The sequence below is a fragment of the Alsobacter soli genome (genome assembly GCF_003004785.1).
Lineage (GTDB): Bacteria > Pseudomonadota > Alphaproteobacteria > Rhizobiales > Beijerinckiaceae > Alsobacter > Alsobacter soli.
Genome location: NZ_PVZS01000005.1, coordinates 51982 through 66543 on the forward strand (window position 1 = coordinate 51982; position 14562 = coordinate 66543).

At 70.2% G+C, this 14562-nt stretch carries 15 protein-coding genes and 1 tRNA gene; 4 read left to right on the forward strand and 12 right to left on the reverse strand.

Annotation, left to right across the window (positions count from 1 at the left end; translation table 11 throughout):
- Positions 1-17: 17 nt before the first annotated feature.
- Both SLNSH_RS05750 and SLNSH_RS05755 read right to left on the reverse strand, forming a co-directional pair.
- Positions 18-102: transfer RNA gene (locus SLNSH_RS05750), tRNA-Leu, on the reverse strand.
- Positions 103-150: 48 nt separating this feature from the next.
- A complete protein-coding gene (locus SLNSH_RS05755; protein WP_106335726.1) occupies positions 151-1284 on the reverse strand; it encodes an AI-2E family transporter in 1134 nt (377 codons plus the stop codon).
- A 110-nt stretch (positions 1285-1394) separates the two neighbouring features.
- On the opposite strand from SLNSH_RS05755, the gene SLNSH_RS05760 reads away from it, so the two are divergent.
- Positions 1395-1718: a hypothetical protein gene (locus SLNSH_RS05760; RefSeq protein ID WP_106335727.1), complete on the forward strand. Its 324-nt coding sequence runs from the start codon at positions 1395-1397 to the stop codon at positions 1716-1718.
- Positions 1719-1827: 109 nt separating this feature from the next.
- Positions 1828-2190 carry a hypothetical protein gene (locus tag SLNSH_RS05765; RefSeq protein ID WP_106335728.1) on the forward strand — a complete coding sequence of 121 codons (363 nt, stop codon included), beginning with the start codon at positions 1828-1830 and terminating at the stop codon, positions 2188-2190.
- A 29-nt stretch (positions 2191-2219) separates the two neighbouring features.
- Here SLNSH_RS05765 and SLNSH_RS05770 read toward each other — a convergent pair whose 3' ends face one another.
- The 7 genes from SLNSH_RS05770 to SLNSH_RS05800 form a co-directional block, all read right to left on the reverse strand.
- Positions 2220-2723, reverse strand: coding sequence for an RNA pyrophosphohydrolase (locus SLNSH_RS05770; RefSeq protein WP_245422079.1), 504 nt, complete (start codon positions 2721-2723; stop codon positions 2220-2222).
- A 36-nt stretch (positions 2724-2759) separates the two neighbouring features.
- Positions 2760-3902 (reverse strand): divergent polysaccharide deacetylase family protein, encoded by a 1143-nt coding sequence (locus SLNSH_RS05775; RefSeq protein WP_245422081.1) that lies wholly within the window; start codon positions 3900-3902, stop codon positions 2760-2762.
- Positions 3903-4154: 252 nt separating this feature from the next.
- The gene (locus SLNSH_RS05780; RefSeq protein ID WP_106335731.1) at positions 4155-5498 is read right to left on the reverse strand and encodes a S41 family peptidase; all 1344 of its coding nucleotides are present in this window, start codon (positions 5496-5498) and stop codon (positions 4155-4157) included.
- Positions 5498-6904 carry a murein hydrolase activator EnvC family protein gene (locus SLNSH_RS05785; RefSeq protein WP_196240215.1) on the reverse strand — a complete coding sequence of 469 codons (1407 nt, stop codon included), beginning with the start codon at positions 6902-6904 and terminating at the stop codon, positions 5498-5500. The genes SLNSH_RS05780 and SLNSH_RS05785 overlap by 1 nt, the downstream gene beginning before the upstream one ends.
- A gap of 114 nt (positions 6905-7018) precedes the next feature.
- On the reverse strand, positions 7019-7507 hold the full coding sequence (rlmH, locus tag SLNSH_RS05790) for a 23S rRNA (pseudouridine(1915)-N(3))-methyltransferase RlmH (protein WP_106335732.1): 489 nt from the start codon (positions 7505-7507) through the stop codon (positions 7019-7021).
- Positions 7508-7527: 20 nt separating this feature from the next.
- A complete protein-coding gene (gene rsfS, locus SLNSH_RS05795) occupies positions 7528-7935 on the reverse strand; it encodes a ribosome silencing factor (protein WP_106335733.1) in 408 nt (135 codons plus the stop codon).
- A gap of 103 nt (positions 7936-8038) precedes the next feature.
- The gene (locus SLNSH_RS05800; protein ID WP_245422083.1) at positions 8039-8689 is read right to left on the reverse strand and encodes a nicotinate-nucleotide adenylyltransferase; all 651 of its coding nucleotides are present in this window, start codon (positions 8687-8689) and stop codon (positions 8039-8041) included.
- Positions 8690-8810: 121 nt separating this feature from the next.
- Here SLNSH_RS05800 and SLNSH_RS05805 point away from each other — a divergent pair, with 121 nt between their 5' ends.
- Positions 8811-10196: an ethanolamine ammonia-lyase subunit EutB gene (locus SLNSH_RS05805; protein ID WP_106335734.1), complete on the forward strand. Its 1386-nt coding sequence runs from the start codon at positions 8811-8813 to the stop codon at positions 10194-10196.
- Positions 10193-10996 (forward strand): ethanolamine ammonia-lyase subunit EutC, encoded by an 804-nt coding sequence (gene eutC / locus SLNSH_RS05810; RefSeq protein WP_106335735.1) that lies wholly within the window; start codon positions 10193-10195, stop codon positions 10994-10996. The genes SLNSH_RS05805 and eutC overlap by 4 nt, the downstream gene beginning before the upstream one ends.
- A gap of 17 nt (positions 10997-11013) precedes the next feature.
- Here eutC and SLNSH_RS05815 read toward each other — a convergent pair whose 3' ends face one another.
- Genes SLNSH_RS05815 through obgE form a run of 3 tightly spaced genes read right to left on the reverse strand, consistent with a single transcriptional unit; the run spans position 11014 to position 14520 of the window.
- Entirely contained in the window at positions 11014-12303 is a 1290-nt protein-coding gene (locus SLNSH_RS05815) for a glutamate-5-semialdehyde dehydrogenase (protein WP_106335736.1), read from the reverse strand.
- Between the two features lie 25 nt (positions 12304-12328).
- A complete protein-coding gene (proB, locus tag SLNSH_RS05820) occupies positions 12329-13477 on the reverse strand; it encodes a glutamate 5-kinase (protein WP_106335737.1) in 1149 nt (382 codons plus the stop codon).
- Positions 13474-14520 (reverse strand): GTPase ObgE, encoded by a 1047-nt coding sequence (obgE, locus tag SLNSH_RS05825; protein ID WP_106335738.1) that lies wholly within the window; start codon positions 14518-14520, stop codon positions 13474-13476. The genes proB and obgE overlap by 4 nt, the downstream gene beginning before the upstream one ends.
- Between the last annotated feature and the right edge of the window lie 42 nt (positions 14521-14562).

The window sequence follows — 14562 nt, forward strand, 5'->3', positions numbered from 1 at the left end:
ACCCGGCTGGCGGAAGTTGGTGCCCCTGGCCGGAATCGAACCAGCACTCCTTGCGGAAACCGATTTTGAGTCGGTCGCGTCTACCAGTTCCGCCACAGGGGCCCACCCTCGCGGGAGGCGGCGCGGACTATAGCGAGCGGGCGTCGAAGGTCAATCGCCTGCAACGGGCTGGCCGATGTCGCCCGGCGCGGCGCCGGACGTCCGGGCGCCTTTCTCGCCCGGCACGGGCGTGGATTCCCCAAGCGTTTCGCGGACATAGAGCTTCTTGATCGCCACGAAGGCGACCACCGCCAGCGGGGCCGCCAGTAGAACGCCGAGCACGCCGAACAGGGCGCCGAAGGCGATCACGGCGAACAGCAGCAGCGCCGGCGGGATGGCGACGGAGCGCCGGGTGACCAGCGGCTGAATCATGTTCGATTCGACCTGCTGGATCGCCAGGAAGGCGACGGCGGTCCAGACCACGGTGGTCCACCCCAGCGACGAAGCGACGAGGAGCGCCGGCGCGGCGCCCGCGAAGGGGCCGACGAGGGGGATGAACTCGAGCAGGCCGGCGATCAGGCCCAACGCCGCGGCGCTCGGCAGCCCAATCAGCATCAGGGCGAGCCAGGTGAGCGTCCCGGTCACCACCATGGCCAGGAGCTGGCCGAGGAGCCAGAGCCGGAGCGCCCGGCCGGCGACACCCAGCGTGTCCTCCACGTGGGGCCGCGCCTGAGCCGGGAACAGCATCACCACGCCGCGGCGATACACGGCGGGATCCAGGGCGAAATACACGCCCCCGAAGATCACCAGGACCAGATTGGTGATGGCCCCGAGGGCGGTCACCCCGTAGGTGGTGACCTTGCCCAGCATGGCCTGCCCGGACAGCACGTCCTTCGCCATCTGGTCGACGTCGATGCCCAGGCCGGGCGCGCCCAGGCGCTGGCTCAAGGCGTTCAGGGCTTCGGTCACGGCCTTTCCGGTGGTCGACAATTGCCCCGCCACCTGGGACTGAAACAGCCAGAGGGCGCCGACTGCGGCGCCGAACACCAGCAGGCCGGCGGCGAGCAGGGCCAGGCCAGGTGTGAGCGGGGTGTGACGGTTCAGCGGGTCGGCGATGGCGCGCAGAATCACGGCGATGAGCGCGGCGGCGAAACCAAGCAGGAGCACGTCCAGCAGGGCGTACAGCACGGCGAGCAGCACCGCGATGGCCGCGACAATGAGGGCCGCAATGGTCACGCGGCGCGCGAAGCCGGCCTCGTCCATGCGGGGGAGGGAGGGGTCGGTGCCTTGAAGCGAGGACGCCATGCTGAGCCTTTCGCACCCGGCAACGCGCCGCCCCTGGGATCGTTCGAACCGGAGTTCAGGAACAAGCGCGGGCGGGGCCGCGTTGACGCCTCATCAAAGGAGGACAACCCATGCAGAAACTTGTTCTTGGAGCAGCCGCCCTGGCCGCGGCCTTCCTGGCCCAGCCCGCCTTCGCCGACGACAGCGGCGCGGCGGCCGGCGCCACCACGGGTGCGATCGCCGGCGGCGTGGTCGGCGGCCCCGTCGGCGCAGCGGTCGGCGCGGGCGCCGGAGCCGTTGTCGGCGGCGCGGCGACCGGGCCGAACCGCGACAAGGTCATCGTCGAGCAGCGTGGCGTCGAGACCGGCACGATCTCGAATTGCTCCACCAAGACGGTGCAGAAGCAAAACGAGTTCGGCGACACGAAGACCACCACGAAGCAGTCCTGCGACTGACGGCCCGCGCCCAAGTGGGTTCTGGAGCCCGCCCGGCGTCGCCGGGACGGGCTCCTTTTTTGGCGTCGCCGTTGTTCATGCGTTAAGCACTTAAGGGCGATGCTGGGGAATGCATTTTCCTCGCCTGGCGCCCGTTCTGGCCTGTCTGCCTCTGCTCGCCGCCTCGCCCGCTTGGGCCGACGGCATGGCGCCGCGCGCGCCAGCCACGCCGGCCTGTCCCGACTACGGCTCCTTCGCGGTGGTGGACCCGCCCGGGGGCGGACGCGGTCGGATCACCGCCGAATCGCTGCCGGGATGCCCGGACCTGCCGGGGCAACGGCCCGCGGCCTCCGTGAACGTCGACGTCATGGTCGGGATCGGCTCCGGCCAGAATGCCGGGACGTCCTCGAACGCGCAGGGCGGAGGCGGGGGCGGGCTTCTGGTCCCCACGGCGCCGCTGCCCGTGCTGAACCTCCGCCCGCGGACCCGCTGACGCGAACGGGCTGTTTCGGCCGCCAGCTTTCAGGCGCCGTAGGGCCGGAACGCGTCCACCACGCGCTCGTAGACCGGGCGCTTGAAGGGAATGATCAGCTCCGGCAGGCGCTCCATGCGCTCCCAGCGCCACGCGTCGAACTCCGCCTTGTGGCCCCCGGCGGGCGCGTGGATGTCGATCTCCGACTCGTCGCCCTCGAAGCGCAACGCGAACCAGCGCTGCGTCTGGCCGCGGTATTTCCCTTTCCAGGCCTGGCCCACCACGGCGTTCGGCAGGTCGTAGGAGAACCAGTCCGGCGCCTCGGCCAGGAGCGACACGGAGGTGACGTTGGTCTCTTCCTGCAGCTCCCGAAGGGCAGCCCGGTAGGGATCCTCGCCCTTGTCGATGCCGCCCTGAGGCATCTGCCACGCGTAGACCCCCTCGACGTGCTCCGGGCCGGCGTCCTTCTTGCGGCGGCCGATGAAGACCAGCCCTTCCCGGTTCAGCAACATGACGCCGACGCAGGGGCGGTAGGGCAACTTGGCAAGGTTCATGTCGCGGCGCTCTGGCTTTGTTGGCATCCGAGCTTGTCAGACCCGGCCGGGTTTGGCGACCACGGCGCTGAGGGGCGCCAGGACCAGGCCTCTGGCCTCCAGGGTCTTCGCCCATTGGGCGATGCGCTCGATGCTGACGGGCAACGCGCTGGCCACGCCGATCGCCACGCCACGTTCACGCGCGATCGATTCGAGGCGGGCCAATTGGTCGTCTATGGAAGAGGCCTTGGGAGACGCATCCACCACGGCGTCTGCGCGCGCGGCCGGAAGCTTCAGGCTTCCCGCCACGGCCGGCACAAGCGACCGGGCGGATGACCCGTCGTCGAGTACGATCAAGCCGCGGGCCGCGAGTTCCTTCAGGACCGGCGTGAGCGCCTGCTCGCTGGAGGTGAACTTGGCGCCCATGTGGTTCATGACGCCGACATAGCCGCTGAAGCGGCTCATGACCCAGAACAGCTTGTCCAGGTTTTCGGATGCCTGCGCCCCGGAGGTCAGCGTGTGCGGCCCGGGGTCGTTGTCCGGGTAATCGAAGGGCTCCATGGGCGCCTGAAGCAGCACCTCGTGCCCGTCCTCGCGGGCGCGCGCCACCTGACGCTCCAGTTCGGCCCCATAGGGAGCAAAGGCGAGGGTCACGTCCGGCGGAAGGCGGACGATCGAATCGGAGGTGGAAGCCTGGCTGAGACCCATGCCCGAGATCACGATCGCCACGCGTCCCAGCGTCTTCGGCGGCAGGACGGGCGCGGGCCGGGCGTAGACGTCCGCGGGGCGGGAGCCGTCGGCGCCGACCTTGGGCAGGACGCCGTGGCGGGACCGCTCCACCAGTCGCTTGTCCGGGGCGACCGCCAGGCGCACAGGCGCCTGCGGAACCTGGATCACCACGCCGCCGGCCTTTTCGCCCGTGCCGCGCACCACCCGCACGCCCGTGGCTTTCTCGATGTCGGCGACGGACTGTGCGTTGGGCGGGAGTTCCGGAGGCGCGCCTTCCACGACGCGCGGTTCGACATCCTTAATCTGACTGCCGCCGGACGGCGCCGCAGGCTCGACCGGGCTGCGCGTGACCGTGGCGATGGCGTAAGGCTCGCCGCCATAGGGATCCTTCACGATCACGAGGTATCCGGCGAGCAACAGGAAGAGCGTCGCCACGGTCGCGACGAACAGGTGCCCCCAGACGGCGGCCATGCGGCGCTGCGGCCGTTGGGCGGTCTCGAGGCCCAAGGGTCGAGTCAGTTCGTCGTGGCCCAATGTCACGCGGGATCTCAGGAATTCGCGGGAAACTCGTCCGGAAACGGCTGGGCCGAACGCACCGGAACACCAGACGAATCATAGCGCAACTTGGCGCGAGCGTCGTCCGCTTCCTCACGAAAGAAGAAAGGCGGCGAGCCCGTGTGGCATCGCCGCCTCTTTTTTCTCCATCCCGAAGGGGTATGGCCGTCAGTTCGGGGCCTTCTGGGCCGCGTCGCCGGCGCCGGGCTCCTTGGCCTTGTTGCCTGCGTCGTTGACCTTCACGCCGCGCAGCAGGTCGAAGGCGTAGTTCAGCTGCTTGTCGTTCTTGGGATCCGGCGGGACGTAAGCCGAGCTGCCGCCCTGCTCGTCGTCGCCGTTCTTCAGGTGGCCCTTGAGGCTCGCCTCGCCCTTGGTCTCGTCCTTGCCCTTCAGCTCGGCCGGGACCTCGTTCATGACCTGGACGTCAGGATCGATTCCCTTGGCCTGGATGGAGCGGCCGGAGGGGGTGTAGTAGCGGGCGGTGGTCAGGCGGATCGCACCGTTCGAGCCCAGCGGGATGATGGTCTGGACCGAGCCCTTGCCGAACGAGCGCGTGCCGATAATGGTGGCGCGCTTGTGGTCCTGCAGGGCGCCGGCGACGATTTCCGAAGCCGAGGCCGAGCCGCCGTTGATCAGCACGATCACGGGCTTGCCCTTGGTCAGGTCGCCCGGCCGGGCGTTGTAGCGCTGTGTCTCGTCGGCGTTGCGGCCGCGGGTGGAGACGATCTCACCCCGCTCCAGGAACGCGTCGGACACCGCGATGGCCTGGTCCAGCAACCCGCCGGGGTTGTTGCGCAGGTCGATCACATAGCCCTTCACCTTGTCGGCGCCGAGGTCCTTGTTGATCTGCTCGATCGAGTTCTTCAGGCCGTCGAAGGTCTGCTCGTTGAACTGGGTGATGCGGATGTAGCCGAGGTCCGTCTCGCTGCGCGAGCGCACCGACTTGATGCGGATGACGTCGCGGGTGAGCTTGAGCTCGAGCGGGTCGGAAGAGCCCTTCCGGGTGATCTTCAGGCGCACCTGCGAGTTCACGGCGCCGCGCATCTTGTCGACGGCCTGGTTGAGGCTGAGGCCCTGCACTGGGTCGTCGTCGATGGCCGTGATCACGTCGCCGGCCTGGACGCCGGCGCGGGAGGCCGGCGTGTCGTCGATGGGGGACACGACCTTGATCAGCCCGTCCTCCATGGTGACCTCGATGCCGAGGCCGCCAAACTCGCCGCGGGTCTGCACCTGCATGTCCCGGAAGCTCTTGGCGTCCAGGTAGCTGGAGTGCGGGTCGAGGCCGGAGAGCATGCCGTTGATGGCGCTCTCGATCAGCTTCGACTCATCCGGCTTCTCGACGTAGTCGGATCGGATCTTTTCGAAGACGTCGCCGAACAGGTTGAGCTGGCGGTAGGTGTCGGACGCCGCGGCGTTCGCGCTGGTCGTCGACAGCAGGCGGGTGTTCGTCGCCAGCGTCGCCGCGCCGGCTCCGAGAACCACACCAAGCATGAGCATGGGGAATTTGCGCATTATCCGCGAACTTTCTCATTCGTCGACGCCGCCCACCAAGGCGAGGGATCGATCGACACTCCGTCTTTCCGGAACTCAACATAGAGCACCGGCTGCGATGTTTCGCCACCCACCGATGCCGCCGTCGCCTGAGATCCTTCGCCCATGGCGGCGACAGGTTCCCCCGCCAGGACGAATTGGCCCAGGCTGACATTGATCCGATCCATGCCAGCCAGAAGCAGATAGTACCCGCCCCCGGCGTTGATGATCAAGAGTTGCCCGTAGGTGCGAAAGGGTCCCGCGTAGGCGATCCAGCCGTCGCAGGGGGCCGACACCACGGCGCCGGCCCGGGTGGCGTAAGCCATTCCCTTGAGCGAGCCGCCGACCGCGTCAGGCGCGTTGAATTTCTTGAGCAAACTGCCGCTCACAGGAAGCGGCAGCAGACCCTTGGCGTCCGCGAACGCGAGCTTCGGCGCGAGCCGGGCCGGATCCTTGAAGGCGAGGGCGGCGATTTTGTCGCGGGTCTCCTTCGCTTCGGTCTCCTGCCGCAGGCGGGCCTGCTCTGCCGCGGCTTCGGCCGCCTTACGGGCCTCCTCGGCGGCGCGGGCGGAGGCGTTGATCTCTGTCTCGAGCTTGCCGATCAAATCCTTGAGAGACTGCGCCTTGGCGGCCAGTCCGGCCGCCTTCTCGGATTCCTGCGCGAGGTTGCGTTCCGCGCCGGCGATCTCACGCTGGCGGGCGTCCACCAGGGCCGCCAACCGCTGGCGGTCTTCCACGAGGCTCCCGACCTCCTTGGCCAGGCTCTCGCGCTCGGCGGCCGTGGCGGTGCGCAACCGCACCATTTCGGCCAGATCGGAGGCGAGCGCCTCCGTTTCCTGCCGCAGCTCCGGCAGCACGGCGCCGAGCAGCATGGAGGTGCGGACCGCCTGGAGCATGTCCTCCGGGCGCACCAGGACGGCCGGCGGGGGGCTGCGGCCCAGGCGCTGGAGCGCGGCCAGCACTTCCACGATCACGCCCTTGCGGCCGTCCAGGGATCGGCGGATCGCGTCCTCTGTCTGGATCAGGGTATTCAGGCGCTCCTCGCTGGCGCCGACGTTGTTTTCCGTCGCGCGCAGCCGGTTCGTGGTGTCGATCAGCGCAGCGTTCAACCGCGCGCGGTCCGACCGCAGGGCCGCGGCCTCGCCCTCCAGGCGCTTGCGGTCTTCGCTGGCCGAGTCAAGGAAGCGCTGGGTCGCCTCGAGCTCCAGCTGCCGCGTGGCCTTTTCGGCTGCGCGGGGATCTGGCGCCTGAGGTTGAGACTGGGGCGAAGCAGCCGGGGCGGCCTGGGTCGACGCGGCCGGGTCAAGGGCCAGCGCCGGGCGCGCGCCGACGGCCGCCAGCAAGGCGGCTCCGGCGATCATGACTTGGCGGAAGGTGGTCAGGCGCATTCGGCCCCTGGGCGCCCCGATCTCGATTCGCGGGCCGAATATCGCATGTTCGCGCCCGCAATGGGGCAGGATCTCGGCCGGAAGCGGAATTCCGGCGCTGGGGCCGTATCCTTCCTAGGCGCGGTGGTAAGGGTGACCCGAGAGGATGGTCATCGCCCGGTATAGTTGCTCGGCGGCGAGCACACGCACCAACTGGTGCGGCAGGGTCATGCGGCCGAAGGCGATCCGCTCCTCGGCCTGGCCGGCCAGAGCCGGGTCGAGCCCGTCCGCCCCGCCGATGAGGAGGGCCAGGGCGCGGCGGCCGCCATCCCGGCGGGAGGCGAGCGCCTGGGCGAAGCTTTCGCTGGTCGGCGAAGCCCCGCGCTCGTCGAGGGCGATCAGAACAGGATCGGGCAGGCCGGCGAGTTTCGCCCGGATGGCCGAGGCCTCCTCGGCCTTGCGGTCCGCAGGCCGCGCGGCGCGGCTTTCCGCGAGCTCGATCGCCTCGAACCCGGAGAATCCCAGGCTGCGCCCGGCCGCCCGGGCGCGATCCTCATAGCGCGCGACGAGGTCCCGTTCCGGCCCGTCCTTCAGGCGGCCGACCGCAATGACGACGATGCGCACCGTTCAACCGAAGTGCGCGATCAGGAGACCGCGCGTTCCGCGGGACGGTCGCCGCCCCACATCTTCTCGAGATTGTAGAAGTGGCGCACCTCGGGCCGGAAGACGTGGACGATCACGTCGCCGGCGTCGATGAGCACCCAGTCGCAATGGGGCAGGCCTTCGACCCGCACATCCTTGCGGCCGCGCTCCTTCAGGCCCTCGATGACGCGATCGGCGATCGCGCCAACATGCCTGTTGGAGCGGCCCGAAGTCACGATCATGGAGTCGGCGAGTGAGGTTTTTCCCGTCAGGTCGATGGAGACCGTGTCCTCGGCTTTGGCGTCGTCCAGGAGCCCGAGGACCAGCGGGAGCGTCGCGCCATCTTGCGGCTCGACCGAGCCGGTCGCGGCGAGGTGCGAAGTCGAGAGGACTTCGCGGGGGGCTGTCATTGTCAGCGTTCGACCCTTTCGTCGATCGTGCGCCACGCCGGCGCACCACAAGAATATAGTCGAGGCCGGCCGAAGTTCCAATGTGGGCCCCAAAAAGAGTCGCTCAGGCCTCCTGCCCGCGTCTGGCGGCGGCCGCCGCGCGCAGGGCCGTGGAGGACAACGACGATCTTGGACCGTGAATGAAGGCCCAGGCTGGCGGAAGGGCATCCGCCAGATGTGGGGCCTCCACCTCCCGGAGGCGGCGTCGCCCGAGCGCCGTGGCGGCGACCGAGCGTGTGGCCCTGAGGGTCGCGCCCGGGCGGTCGATCACGGCGAGCGGCATCAGTTCCGCGATGCGGCGCCAGTGGCGCCAGTGGTGGAACCCAGCGAGGTTGTCGGCGCCCATCAGCCAGACGAAGCGCACCCCCGGGCAGCGGGCGCGCAGGTAGGCGAGCGTGTCGACCGTGTAGCGCTTGCCGATGGCGGCCTCGACCCCGGTCACGTCGATGCGGGGATGGCGCGCGAGGCTGCGGGCCAGGGCGAGCCGGTCGGGTAGGGACGGCAGCCCGGCGTTGTTCTTGAGGGGATTGCCGGGGGTCACCAGCCACCACACGCGGTCCAGCCCGAGGCGGCGCAGGGCCGTCAGCGTCAGCAGCAGGTGCCCCGCGTGGGGCGGGTTGAAGGTCCCGCCGAGCAGGCCGATGCGCATGCCCGGCGCGTGCAGCGGGAGCAGCGGAAGGGGGCGGGAGGCGGGCAGAAGCTTGGCGGCGGGCATGCCGGCCGACCATGGCGTCCGCGCCCCCAACAGGCAAGGCTTCCGCGCTCCGGAGCGGCATGGACCCTGCTTGTCGCGTGGCGAACCGCCCGCCATAGTCTTTGAAACGCGAGACAGGCCCATGCCCACCCGCATCATGACCGGCGCCCGGACCTGGGCGTTCCGGGACCTAAAGGAACTCCTCGCCAAGGCCACGCCGCCTCGCTCGGGCGACCGCCTCGCGGGCATTGCTGCCGAGTCGGCGGAAGAGAGCGTCGCAGCCCGGATGGCGCTGGCGGACACTCCCCTGAAGCAGATCCTGGCCGAGCCGCTCATTCCCTACGAGGAGGACGAGGTCACCCGGCTCATCCTGGACACCCATGACGACGCCGCCTTCGCGCCGGTGTCGTCGCTGACCGTAGGCGGCTTCCGCGACTGGCTCCTGTCGGACGAGGCAACCCCCGAGGCGCTGGCTCGACTGGCCAAGGGCATCACGCCGGAGATCGCCGCCGCCGTCAGCAAGCTGATGCGGAACCAGGACCTCATCTTGGTCGCCAAGAAATGTCGCGTGGTCACGGCCCTGCGCAACACGATCGGCCTGCCCGGGACGATGGCGGTGCGGCTGCAGCCGAACCACCCCACGGACGATCCCAAGGGAGTCGCGGCCTCCGTGCTGGACGGACTCCTGCTCGGCGCGGGGGACGCCTGCATCGGGATCAATCCCGCGAGCGACAACGTGGCGGTGATCGGGGACCTGCTCAAGCTGCTCGACGAGCTGATCGGCCGCTTCGGGATCCCCACCCAGTCCTGCGTGCTCACCCATGTGACCACCACGACCGAGTTGATCCGCCGGGGCGCGCCGGTGGACCTCGTCTTCCAGTCGGTCGCGGGCACGGAAGCGGCGAACGCGTCCTTCGGGGTGAACCTCGCGATGCTGGCCGAGGCCAGGGAGGCGGCGCTGTCGCTGAACCGCGGCACGGTCGGGCGGAACGTGATGTATTTCGAGACCGGGCAGGGATCGGCCCTGTCGGCGGACGCGCACCACGGCGTTGACCAGCAGACCTGCGAGGCGAGGGCCTATGCGGTGGCGCGCGCCTTCGATCCGCTGCTGGTGAACACGGTCGTCGGCTTCATCGGGCCGGAGTACCTCTACGACGGCAAGGAGATCATCCGGGCCGGACTCGAGGACCATTTCTGCGGCAAGCTCATGGGCCTGCCGCTCGGGGTGGACGTCTGCTACACGAACCACGCCGAGGCGGACCAGGACGACATGGACACGCTGCTCACGCTGCTCGCGGCGGCGGGAGTGACCTATGTGATGGGCGTCCCGGGCGGGGACGACGTGATGCTGAACTACCAGTCCACGTCTTTCCATGACGCGCTCTACGTGCGCGAGGTGTTCGGGCTGAAGCGGGCGCCGGAGTTCGAGGCCTGGCTGCGGCGGATGGGCATCGCCGGGGAGGACGGGCGGATCCTGGAGGGCTCGGCTACGCCGCTGCTCGCGGGCGCGCGCGAGCTCGCCGCATGAGCGAGCCCTCCGACATCCAGCCGGGCGACCTCGTGGCGGCGCTGCGGCGGCTGACGCCGGCGCGCATCGGCCTCGGTCGAAGCGGGGCTGGGCTTGCGACCGCAGAGGTGCTGCGGTTCTCGCTGGCGCACGCCCAGGCGAGGGACGCCGTCCACGCGTGTTTCGACGCGGAGGCGATCGCCCGAGGGCTTCGGGAGCTGGGGCTTGACCCCTTGATCGCGGACAGCGCTGCGCCGAGCCGGGACGTTTACCTGCGCCGGCCGGACCTCGGCCGGCGGCTGGCGGCGGAGTCGCGGGAGGCGCTGTCCCGGCTGGCGGCGCCCGCCTCGGATCTCGTGCTCGTCTTGGCCGACGGCCTATCGGCCAGGGCCGTGCACGACCACGCACTTCCGTTCGCTGAGGCGCTGCTGTCCAAGCTGGCCGAGGCCGGCGTCGCGCTTGGCCGGGCCGTCGTAGCCCGGGAAGCGCGGGTCGCGCTGGGCGACGAGGTCGGCGCGCTGCTCAAGGCGCGGTCCGTGGCCGTTCTGATTGGAGAGCGGCCCGGCCTGTCGTCGCCGGACAGCCTGGGGCTCTACCTCACCTTCGATCCGCGGCCGGGACGCACCGACGCCGAGCGCAACTGCATCTCCAACATCCGGACCGAGGGGTTGCCCTACCGGGCGGCGGCGCACAAGGCGGCCTGGCTGATCCGCGAGGCGCTGCGGCGCGGCCTGACCGGCGTGGAGCTGAAGGACGAGAGCGGGCCCGCTTTGGGCGGGGCTCCCGCACAGGCGGCCCTTGGGGCTGGCGAGCCGGGCTGATCCCAGCCCGGCCGCCATCAGGGGCGGGTCTGGCCCGTCCCGTGGACGCGGTACTTGAAGCTCGTCAGCTGCTCGACCCCGACCGGTCCGCGGGCATGCATGCGGCCCGTGGCGATGCCGATCTCCGCGCCGAAGCCGAACTCGCCGCCGTCGGCGAACTGGGTGGAGGCGTTGTGCAGCACGATGGCCGAGTCCACCTCGGCGAGGAAGCGCGCCGCGGCGGCCTCGTCCGCCGTCACGATCGAATCCGTGTGGTGCGAGCCGTAGGTCTCGATGTGGGCCACGGCCTCGTCCAGGCCATCAACGACACGAACGGCGATGATCGCGTCGAGGTACTCGGTCCGCCAATCCTCCTCGGTCGCGGCGGTCACGCGGCCATCGACGGCTTGGGTCGTCGCGTCGCCGCGGACGGCGCAGCCGGCGTCGAGCAGCATGGCGACGAGCGGGGCGAGGTGGGTCGCCGCGCAGGCGCGATCTACGAGCAGGGTCTCGGCCGAGCCGCAGACGCCGGTGCGGCGCAGCTTCGCGTTCTTCACGATGGCCTTCGCCATCTGCAGGTCCGCCGCCGCGTGGACGTAGACGTGGCAGATGCCCTCCAGGTGGGCGAAAACCGGCACGCGGGCTTCGTTCTGGACGCGGGCCACCAGGCTCTTGCCGCCGCGCGGCACGATCACGTCCACGTTGCCGTCCAGGCCCGCCAGCATCAAGCCAACAGCCGCACGGTCGGCCGTCGGGACGAGCTGGATCGCGTCTTGCGGAAGGCCGGCCTCAGCGAGTCCCTGCCTTAGCGCCGCCGCGATGGCGCCGGACGTGCGCAGGCTTTCGGAGCCGCAGCGCAGGATGGCCGCGTTGCCGGCCTTCAGGCACAGCGCGCCGGCGTCGGCCGTCACGTTAGGGCGGCTCTCGAAGATCACTCCGATAACGCCGAGGGGCGTCGCGACCCGCTCGAACTTCAGGCCGTTCGGGCGCTCCCAGGCGGCCAGCACACGGCCAACCGGGTCCGGCAGGGCGGCGATGTCCTCGACGGCCTTGGCGATTCCCTCCAGGCGCTCGGGGTTGAGCACCAGCCGGTCGATGAAGGCGCCCTTCGTGCCGCGCGCCTCCGCTTCGGCCACGTCCTCGCGATTGGCGGCCAAAATGGTTCCAGCATCCGCCCGCAGGGCCGCGGCGCCGGCGAGCAGGGCCTTGTTCTTCGCATCCGGCGGGCAGGTCGCAAGCCGGCGCGCGGCGGCGCGGGCGCGCCGGCCCAGATCCGCCATCGTGTGGGCGACATCCTCGCCCTCGGCCTTGCGAACGCCCTGCAGCATGGGTCCTTCTCCGAAGCGTGCGGCTCTACTCGACCGCCAGCGCCATGTCGTCCCGGTGCACCATCTCGGCGCGGCCGGCATAGCCCAGGATGGCCTCAATGTCGCGCGAGGACCGGCCCGCGATGGAGCCGGCGTGATTGGAATCGTAGGCGGCCAGGCCGCGGCCGATCTCGCCGCCGTCGGGGCCGCGCATCACCACGGCGTCGCCCCGGGAAAATTCACCCTCGACGCGGGTCACGCCGGCGGGCAGCAGGCTCCTGCCCTGGCGGATGGCCCGGGCTGCGCCCTCGTCCAGATGCAGCACGCCGCGCGGCTCCAGCGATCCGGCGATCCACTTCTTGCGGGCCGCAACCGGATTCGACGCGGTGAGGAACCACGTGCAACGGCCCCCGGACGCGACCACGCCCAGCGGGTTCTTCACCTTGCCGTTGGCGATCACCATGGCGGCGCCCCCGGCGGTGGCGATCTTGGCTGCCTCCACCTTGGTTCGCATGCCGCCGCGGGAGAACTCCGAGGCCGCGCCACCGGCCATCCCCTCGATCTCGGCCGTGATGCGCGGCACCACGGGGATGAGCTCGGCGGCGGGGTCGTGCTGCGGCGGGGCCGTGTAGAGCCCGTCGATGTCGGACAGCAGCACGAGAAGATCCGCGCCCGCCATGGTGGCGACGCGCGCGGCGAGCCGGTCGTTGTCGCCGTAGCGGATCTCTGAGGTGGCGACGGTGTCGTTCTCGTTCACCACGGGAACGGCGCGCAGCTCCATCAACCGGCCCAGGGTGGCGCGGGCGTTCAGGTAGCGGCGCCGCTCCTCCGTATCGCCCAGGGTCACCAGGATCTGGGCGGTGGTGATGCCCTGGTGGCCGAGCGCCTCGGCCCAGCTGCGCGCCAGCGCGATCTGGCCGACGGCTGCGGCCGCCTGGCTCTCCTCCAGCTTCAGCGGCCCGCGCGCCAACTTCAGCACCCCGCGGCCGAGCGCGATGGCGCCGGAGGACACCACGATCACGTCCGTGCCCTTGGCGTGCAGATGGCCGATGTCCTCCGCCAGCGCTGCCAGCCAGGCGTGTCGCAACCGGCCGCGCTCCTGGTCCACCAGCAGGGAAGAGCCCACCTTCACGACCACGCGGCGGAACTGGTCCAGCCGGGGCAGCGCGGCGGCCTGGGCCAGGGCCTCGCTCATGGACGCCACTCCGTCGGGCCGGCGACGGGCTTTTCGCGTTCGACCTCGTCGGCCTTGGCGCTGTCGATCACCTTCAAGAGGGCATCCAGGACCTCCTGCACGCCCTGTCGGGTGGCGGAGGACAGCAGCATGGGCTCGCGCTTGGCGGCCCGCTTCAGGCGGGCTTTCTGCTCCTTGAGTTGCTCGGGCGTGAGCGCGTCCACCTTGGTCAGCGCCACGATCTCAGGCTTCTCGTCCAGGCCGCCGCCATAGGCGGCGAGCTCGCCCCGTATCACCTTGTAGGTCTGGCCGGCGTGCTCGGACGTGCCATCGACGAGATGCAGCAGCACCCGGCAGCGCTCGACGTGGCCGAGGAAGCGGTCGCCGAGCCCCAATCCCTCGTGGGCGCCCTCGATCAGGCCGGGGATGTCGGCCAGCACGAATTCACGGCCGTGGACGCCCACAACGCCGAGGTCGGGGTGGAGCGTGGTGAAGGGGTAGTCGGCGATCTTGGGCTTGGCCGAAGTCACCGTGGCCAGGAAGGTCGACTTGCCGGCGTTGGGCAGGCCCACGAGCCCGGCGTCCGCGATCAGCTTCAGGCGCAGCCAGACCGTGCGCTCCTCGCCCTCCTGGCCCGGGTTGGCCCGGCGCGGCGCGCGGTTGGTGGAGGTCGTGAAATAGGCGTTGCCGAAGCCGCCGTTGCCGCCTTTCGCCAGCAGCACCCGCTGGCCCACCTCGGTCAGGTCGGCGATCAGGGTCTCGCCGTCCTCCTCGAGGATCTGCGTCCCGACCGGCACCTTCAGGATGGCGTCTGATCCCTTGCCGCCGGCGCGGTTCTTGCCCATGCCGTGCATGCCGGACTTGGCCTTGAAATGTTGCTGGTAGCGGTAGTCGATGAGCGTGTTCAAGCCCTCGACGCACTCGGCCCAGACGTCTCCGCCCTTGCCGCCGTCGCCGCCGTCCGGCCCGCCGAACTCAATGAACTTCTCGCGCCGGAAGGAGACGCAGCCCGCGCCTCCATTGCCGGAGCGAATATAGACCTTGGCCTGATCGAGAAATTTCATGGCGCTTCGATACCGGAGCGCCGGGCGGCGGGCAATCGGAGA